Raw genomic sequence first — 6,164 nt, forward strand, 5'->3', positions numbered from 1 at the left:
AGACAGTCTGGATTGCTTCGTCGCAAGGGCTCCTCGCAATGACGGGGAGAGACCTACCCGCTTCGTCCTAGTTCGCGCTTGTACGAGGCATAATTCGGCTGATCGACCGCCAGCTTGTCCATCGTGGTTGCCCACAGGTGCTCGGCGAGGCCTGGGGTCGCGAGATCCATCTCCCCGCTCGCGATGCGATGTGCGAGAACACGGTTGAGCTCCATGACCGAGCCGTCGATGCCGAACAGCGCGCGCAGGCGCTCCACCTCCTTCGCATCGCTTCCCTCCTCCCGCGTCAGCTGCCGCGTGACGAGGTCGAGGATGTTGATGGCGACGCGCAGCTTGAAGGCTTGGTGGCCAGAGATCAGCGGCGTGATGTCGCTGCGGAGGAAATCGGCGACTGCCTTGGTCAGCTCGATCGGGGTCGGCTCGTCCTGCATGTGTCAGCTCCCGCGCGGCGCCAGAAGCCGCAACAGATCGATCTCGGTCTCGCTGGCGCGGCGGCCGATCATGGCGCGCTCCATGGAATGGTCGGGCCCCTCGCGAAAGCGCTGCATCATGCCGCCGCACATGATGCCCCAGCGCAGCGTGCCCATCACTTCCCAGAACTTGACGCGCTCAGGGTCGACCTTGCGGCCTGAAGCCTCGTAACCGGCGAACAATTCCTCGCGCGAGCCAAAGCCGCCGACGGGCTTGTCGATCTCGCCGAAGCGCCAGGAGTTCACGCAGACCCAGCCGAGGTCCTCCATGGGATCGCCGAGATGGGCGAGTTCCCAGTCGAGCACGGCGCGAACGCCATCCGCGCCGATGATGAGATTGCCGTTGCGGAAATCGCCGTGCACCAGCGTGGTCTCGACTGAGGGACCCGGATCGTGGTCGCGGAGCCAGCGCAGCGCCAGCTCGAACACGGGCTTGGGCCAGTTCAGGCTGCGATAGTCGCGCTCGAACTCGGCGATCTCCTGGGTCGCGCCCCTGCTGCGCAACGCAGGCAATTTGTCCTGCGGCAGCCGATGCAGACCTGCGAGAATGCCGCCGATCTGCCGCGCCAGACGCGGCCGCGCCGCCGCATACTCTTGATCGCGAAGAATCTTGCGCGCGATGGTCTCGCCCTCGACGCGCTGCATGATGAAGCCGGTGCCGAGATCGTCCTCCGGCACCAGCACATGCAGGACGCGGGGCGACGGCACGCCGGCCTCATAGGCGAGCTGCATCAGCTGCGCTTCCGCGGCAAGACCGGCCGCGCGGGTCGGCGCAGCGCCATAGCCCTTTGGTGAGCGCCGCAGGATCGCGCCGATCGGCCCGTCGGGATGGGAGATGTCGAAGCGCCAGGTTTCCTGGCTGGCGCCGCCGGAGAGCTTTGCCGCACAGGTCGCGCCGGTCGCCCCTTTGCACCAGCGCTGGACGCTGCGTGAAAGCGCCGCCTCGATCATTTGCCCTTGAACTGCGCGGGCCGCTTCTCGAGGAAGGCGCCGACGCCCTCGCGGAAATCCTCGGTGTCGCCGGCGCGGAGCTGGCACTGGAATTCCAGATTGAGCTGATCCTCGAAGGAATTTTCCGGGCTGTCCCAATAGAGCTTGCGGATCAGCGACAGCGCCACGGTCGGCCCGCTGGCGAGATCGCGCGCCAGCTTCATCGCTTCCTCCATCAAGACGCCGTCATCATAGACGCGGTTGACAAGGCCCCATTCCAGCGCCTTCTCGGCCGGCAGGCGCTCGCCCATCAACGACAATTCGATCGAGCGCGCGCGGCCGACGAGGCGCGGCAACAGCCAGGTCGAGCCGCAATCCGGCACGAGGCCGATGCGGCGGAAGGCCTGCAGGAAATAGGACGAGCGCGCGCATAGGATCATGTCGCCGAGCAGCGCGAAGCTCATGCCGGCGCCGGCGGCCGGGCCATTGACCGCGGTGACGATCGGGCAGTGCAGGTTGCGGATGCGGCGCAGGAAGGGATGAAAGCCGGTCTCCAGCGTAAGGCCGGCCTTGGTCTTCTTCGCCTGGTTGTTGCGGCCTTGCAGATTGGCGCCCGTGCAGAACGCCCGTCCCGCACCGGTCAGCACCACGCAGCGCACCTCGTCCTTCTTCTCCTCGATCGCATCGAGCGCCTCAGAAAGACCGCCCAGCATGTCGACGGAGACCGCGTTCATCACCTCCTGATGGTCGAGCTTGAGGATCGCGACCGAGCCATCGAAGTCGAGCGTGACGTGTTTGAACTGCATGGTTTCCTCATCGGTTGCGGCCCGCGTCAGTTTCGCAGGCCGGAATTGGTTTTGCCGGGGCGCATATTTGATTTTTGGCGCGGTCTTGTCCATGGTGATCGGAGCATAGCAAGCAATCTTGTGCGCAGCGGCTGATGCGCCGCAGTCTAAAAACAGGAAACGCGTCATGAACCTCTTCGATCTCTCCGGCCGCGTCGCCGTGATCACCGGCGGCAATGGCGGCATCGGGCTCGGTATCGCGCAGGCGCTCGCGGGCCAAGGCTGCAACGTCTCGATCTGGGGCCGCAATGCTGACAAGAACAAGGCCGCTGCCGCGAGCATGGCGGGCCTGTCCGGCAAGGTCGACAGCCGCGTCTGCGACGTCACCGACCCGGCCTCGGTCGCTTCAGCGATGAAGGCGACGCTCGACACCTTCGGCCGGGTCGACGGCTGCTTCGCCAATGCGGGCATCGGCGGCGGCGGCCGGCGCGCCTTCATCGAGCGCACCGAGGAGGAATGGCGCACGATGTTCGCGACCAATCTCGACGGCGTGTTCCACGCGTTCCAGGCGGCCGCCAAGCACATGACGGATCGCGCCAATGCCGGCGATCCCTTTGGCCGGCTGGTCGCGACATCGAGCCTCGCCTCGATCTTCGGCACGGCGCGCAACGAGCATTATGCCGCGACCAAGGCCGCCATCAACGCGCTGGTGCGCGCGCTAGGCGTCGAGCTGGCACGTCACGGCGTCACCGCCAATGCGATCCTGCCGGGCTGGATCAAGAGCGACATGACCGCAGGGCTCATGGCAAACGACAAGTTCGTAGCCAACGTGATGCCGCGGATTCCGATGCGGCGCTTCGGCGAAGCCTCCGATTTCGGCGGCATCGCGGTGTATCTGATGAGCAAGGCGTCGTCGTATCACACCGCGGATACGTTCGTGATCGACGGCGGCTATACCGCGTTTTGATTCTCGTAGCCCGGATGGAGCGCAGCGAATCCGGGACGGCCAAAAGCAAGCAAGACCCGGATTTCGCTCTGCTCCATCCGGGCTACAACACTGAGGGAACGGGCAAATGTTTTCACACGTCATGATCGGTACCAACGACCTGGACAAGGCCAAGGCGTTCTACGACCAACTGCTCGGCACGCTCGAGGTGCGGCCGGCCAGGGTCGACGGCCACCGCATCTTTTACATCACCAAGACCGGAGTGTTCTCGGTATCGAAGCCGATCAACGGCGAGCCGGCGACCTGCGCCAACGGCGGCACGATCGGCTTTGCCGCCAATTCGCCGGAACAGGTCGATGCGTGGCACGCGGCGGGCGTTGCAGCCGGCGCAAAATCGATCGAGGATCCGCCCGGCATTCGCCAGGGCCCGGGCGGCAAGCTCTATCTGGCCTACCTGCGCGATCTCGATGGCAACAAGATCTGCGCGATGCATCGGATGGCGAACTAGCCACATCCACTGCTGTCATTCCCCGCGACCCGGCTACGCCAAGGCTTCGCCAGGGTTGAGGTCCAGGGGCGCCGAAGCTTTAGCGTAGGCGGCAGGCGGGGAATCCAGTACGCTGCAGCTACTCTGTTCAATCACTGCCGTCTCGGAGTACTGGATCGCCCGCCCCAGTGCGCAAGTGCGCACAAGGCGGGCGATGATGGCGGAGAGCGTGGCGCGAGCGTGCCCAGCGCGCCGCTCCCATTCAAACAACATTTCAAACGGCCTTGCGATATTCCATCGCATGGCATGGCCTCACGCGTGAAAATGCGCCCTCGCACTTTGCCGGCGCTGCGACTATTCTTGCGCACAACACATTCTAGCGATCCCGGGAGGACCAATGACAAAACACACCTACATTCCCCGCACCACCAACTACACGCTCAATCCCGGCGACGAGCTCAACGACTTGCGAATGTCGGACCAAGTCCGGCCGCTTTACGATCACGTCAAGAAGTTCATCCGCGATACCGTCGAGCCGATGTCGATCGAGTTCGCCAAGGCCGGCGAGGGCAAGGAAGATCGCTGGAGCTTTACGCCGAAGCAGCTCGAGGTGCTGGAGAAGGCCAAGAACAAGGCCAAGCAGGAAGGCCTTTGGAACTTCTTCCTGCCCGATGACGAGACCGGCCAGGGCCTGAAGAATCTCGACTACGCCTATATCGCGGCAGAGCTCGGCAAGAGTCCGCTGGCCTCGGAGACCATGAACTGCTCGGCGCCCGACACCGGCAACATGGAGGTGCTGGAACGCGTCGGCACCAAGGAGCAGAAGGAGAAATGGCTGAAGCCGCTGCTCAACGGCGAGATCCGATCGGCCTATGTCATGACCGAGCCGAACGTCGCCTCCTCCGACGCCAAGAACATCTCGACCACCGCAAAGCTGGTCGGCGACGAATGGGTGATCAACGGCGAGAAGTATTACATCTCGGGTCTCGGCGATCCCCGTTGCAAGATCCTCATCGTGATGGTGAAGACCAATCCGGACGCGGCGCCGAGCAAGCAGCAGTCGCAGATCCTGGTGCCGCGCGACACGCCCGGCGTCGAGGTGCTCGGTCCCATGTACGTGTTCGGCCAGGACCACGCCCCGCGCGGCCACATGCACATGCGCTTCAACAATGTGCGCGTGCCGAAGGAGAACATCCTGCTCGGCGAAGGCCGTGGCTTCGAGATCTCGCAGCTCCGCCTCGGCCCCGGCCGCATCCATCACTGCATGCGCACCATCGGCAAGGCCGAGAAGGCGCTCGACCTGATGGTGCAGCGTGGCCTCACCCGTGAGGCCTTTGGCAAGAAGATCGCCCATCTCGGCGGCAACATGCAGATCATCGCGCAGGCGCGCTGCGAGATCGAGGCGATGCGGCTGATGGTGCTGAAAGCGGCAAAGGCAATGGACGTGCTCGGCAACAAGGAGGCCCGCGTCTGGGTCTCCATGGTCAAGGCCATGGTGCCCGAGCGCGCCTGCAGGATCATCGATCAGGCCATCCAGATGCACGGCGCCACCGGCATCTCGCACTGGACCCCGCTCGCCGAGATGTACCAGGACGTGCGGCACCTGCGCTTCGCCGACGGTCCGGACGAGGTGCACTGGATGGTGGTGGGCCGCCACGAGCTGAGCATGGCGTAAGTCGCCTTATCTCTTTCCCCTCTCCCCGCTTGCGGGGAGAGGGTGAGGGTGAGGGGGATTCTCCGCGAGGACGGTGACAGTCGGACTCGCGGAGAGCCCCCTCACCCGCCGCGCATTCCGCGCATCGGCCTCTTCCCGCAGGCGGGGAGAGGCGAAGAAAGCCGAGGAGCCACCATGGACTACGCCGCCAGCGAGCTGACGCCACGCGAGCGCTACAAGGTGCTGACGTCCTTCATTCTGCCGCGGCCGATCGCGTGGGTGACCACGCTCGGGCCGACCGGCGTGGTCAACGCCGCCCCGTTCAGCTTCTTCAACGCCTTCTGCGAGGATCCGCCGCTCTGCATGTTCGCGGCCAACCGCAAGCCGAACGGCGAGGACAAGGACACGTTTCTCAACATCCAGCGCACCGGTGAATTCGTGGTCAACCTCACGGACGAGCCGCTGGCGCGGGCGATGCCCGAGAGCAGCGGCGATTTTCCGCCTGAGATCAGCGAGCCCGATTATCTCGGGCTGAAGCTTGCGCCCTCGACGAAGATCGGGGTGCCACGGCTAGCTGACACGCCCTGGGCGATGGAGTGCAAGCTCTGGAAGCTGATCGACGTCAACGACGATCGCCGGCTGATCATGGGCGAAGGCCTCCACTTCCACATCCGCGACGAGCTCTGGGACGACAAGGCGATGCGGGTGCACATGGACCGCTATCACCCGATCGGCCGCATGTTCGCCGACCGTTACTGCCGCACCGATGACCGCGTGGTGTTTCCGGCGGCGGAGGGCATGAAGAAATAGGCCGCAGCAACGGTGCGCTCCCTCGCCCCATTCCTACGGGCCCGCGACGAGCTTGGCTCGCGCTGAGGGGGGGGTGGGGGTG

General features: G+C 64.8%; 7 protein-coding genes. 4 read left to right on the top strand and 3 right to left on the bottom strand.

What is annotated here, in order from left to right; translation table 11 throughout:
- Nucleotides 1–53: 53 nt before the first annotated feature.
- From I6F16_RS06860 to I6F16_RS06870, 3 genes are read right to left on the bottom strand one after another with little or no spacing between them, the layout of a single operon-like run.
- A complete protein-coding gene (locus I6F16_RS06860; RefSeq protein WP_225113546.1) occupies nt 54–431 on the bottom strand; it encodes a DUF6285 domain-containing protein in 378 nt (125 codons plus the stop codon).
- A gap of 3 nt (nt 432–434) precedes the next feature.
- Nucleotides 435–1,421 carry a phosphotransferase family protein gene (locus I6F16_RS06865; RefSeq protein WP_036023006.1) on the bottom strand — a complete coding sequence of 329 codons (987 nt, stop codon included), beginning with the start codon at nt 1,419–1,421 and terminating at the stop codon, nt 435–437.
- Nucleotides 1,418–2,206, bottom strand: a complete 789-nt coding sequence (locus I6F16_RS06870; protein WP_036044702.1) for an enoyl-CoA hydratase/isomerase — start codon at nt 2,204–2,206, stop codon at nt 1,418–1,420. Before I6F16_RS06870 ends, I6F16_RS06865 begins: the two co-directional genes overlap by 4 nt.
- Before the next feature lie 166 nt (nt 2,207–2,372).
- On the opposite strand from I6F16_RS06870, the gene I6F16_RS06875 reads away from it, so the two are divergent.
- The 4 genes from I6F16_RS06875 (at nt 2,373) to I6F16_RS06890 (ending at nt 6,082) form a co-directional block, all read left to right on the top strand.
- Nucleotides 2,373–3,152: an SDR family oxidoreductase gene (locus I6F16_RS06875; RefSeq protein WP_157281226.1), complete on the top strand. Its 780-nt coding sequence runs from the start codon at nt 2,373–2,375 to the stop codon at nt 3,150–3,152.
- 106 nt (nt 3,153–3,258) lie between these two features.
- Nucleotides 3,259–3,639 carry a VOC family protein gene (locus I6F16_RS06880; protein ID WP_036023004.1) on the top strand — a complete coding sequence of 127 codons (381 nt, stop codon included), beginning with the start codon at nt 3,259–3,261 and terminating at the stop codon, nt 3,637–3,639.
- Between the two features lie 376 nt (nt 3,640–4,015).
- Entirely contained in the window at nt 4,016–5,293 is a 1,278-nt protein-coding gene (locus I6F16_RS06885) for an acyl-CoA dehydrogenase family protein (protein WP_036016245.1), read from the top strand.
- Nucleotides 5,294–5,467: 174 nt separating this feature from the next.
- Nucleotides 5,468–6,082 carry a flavin reductase family protein gene (locus I6F16_RS06890; protein ID WP_225173512.1) on the top strand — a complete coding sequence of 205 codons (615 nt, stop codon included), beginning with the start codon at nt 5,468–5,470 and terminating at the stop codon, nt 6,080–6,082.
- The last annotated feature ends 82 nt before the right edge of the window (nt 6,083–6,164 follow it).

The organism is Bradyrhizobium sp. IC4060, assembly GCF_020193715.1.
Classification (GTDB): Bacteria; Pseudomonadota; Alphaproteobacteria; order Rhizobiales; family Xanthobacteraceae; genus Bradyrhizobium; species Bradyrhizobium yuanmingense.

Excerpts from the sequence above, each read along its gene's own strand:
- I6F16_RS06860 (WP_225113546.1), bottom strand. The coding sequence starts at position 431 with ATGCAGGACGAGCCGACCCCGATCGAGCTGACCAAGGCAGTCGCCGAT.
- I6F16_RS06865 (WP_036023006.1), bottom strand. The coding sequence starts at position 1,421 with ATGATCGAGGCGGCGCTTTCACGCAGCGTCCAGCGCTGGTGCAAAGGG.
- I6F16_RS06870 (WP_036044702.1), bottom strand. The coding sequence starts at position 2,206 with ATGCAGTTCAAACACGTCACGCTCGACTTCGATGGCTCGGTCGCGATC.
- I6F16_RS06875 (WP_157281226.1), top strand. The coding sequence starts at position 2,373 with ATGAACCTCTTCGATCTCTCCGGCCGCGTCGCCGTGATCACCGGCGGC.
- I6F16_RS06880 (WP_036023004.1), top strand. The coding sequence starts at position 3,259 with ATGTTTTCACACGTCATGATCGGTACCAACGACCTGGACAAGGCCAAG.
- I6F16_RS06885 (WP_036016245.1), top strand. The coding sequence starts at position 4,016 with ATGACAAAACACACCTACATTCCCCGCACCACCAACTACACGCTCAAT.
- I6F16_RS06890 (WP_225173512.1), top strand. The coding sequence starts at position 5,468 with ATGGACTACGCCGCCAGCGAGCTGACGCCACGCGAGCGCTACAAGGTG.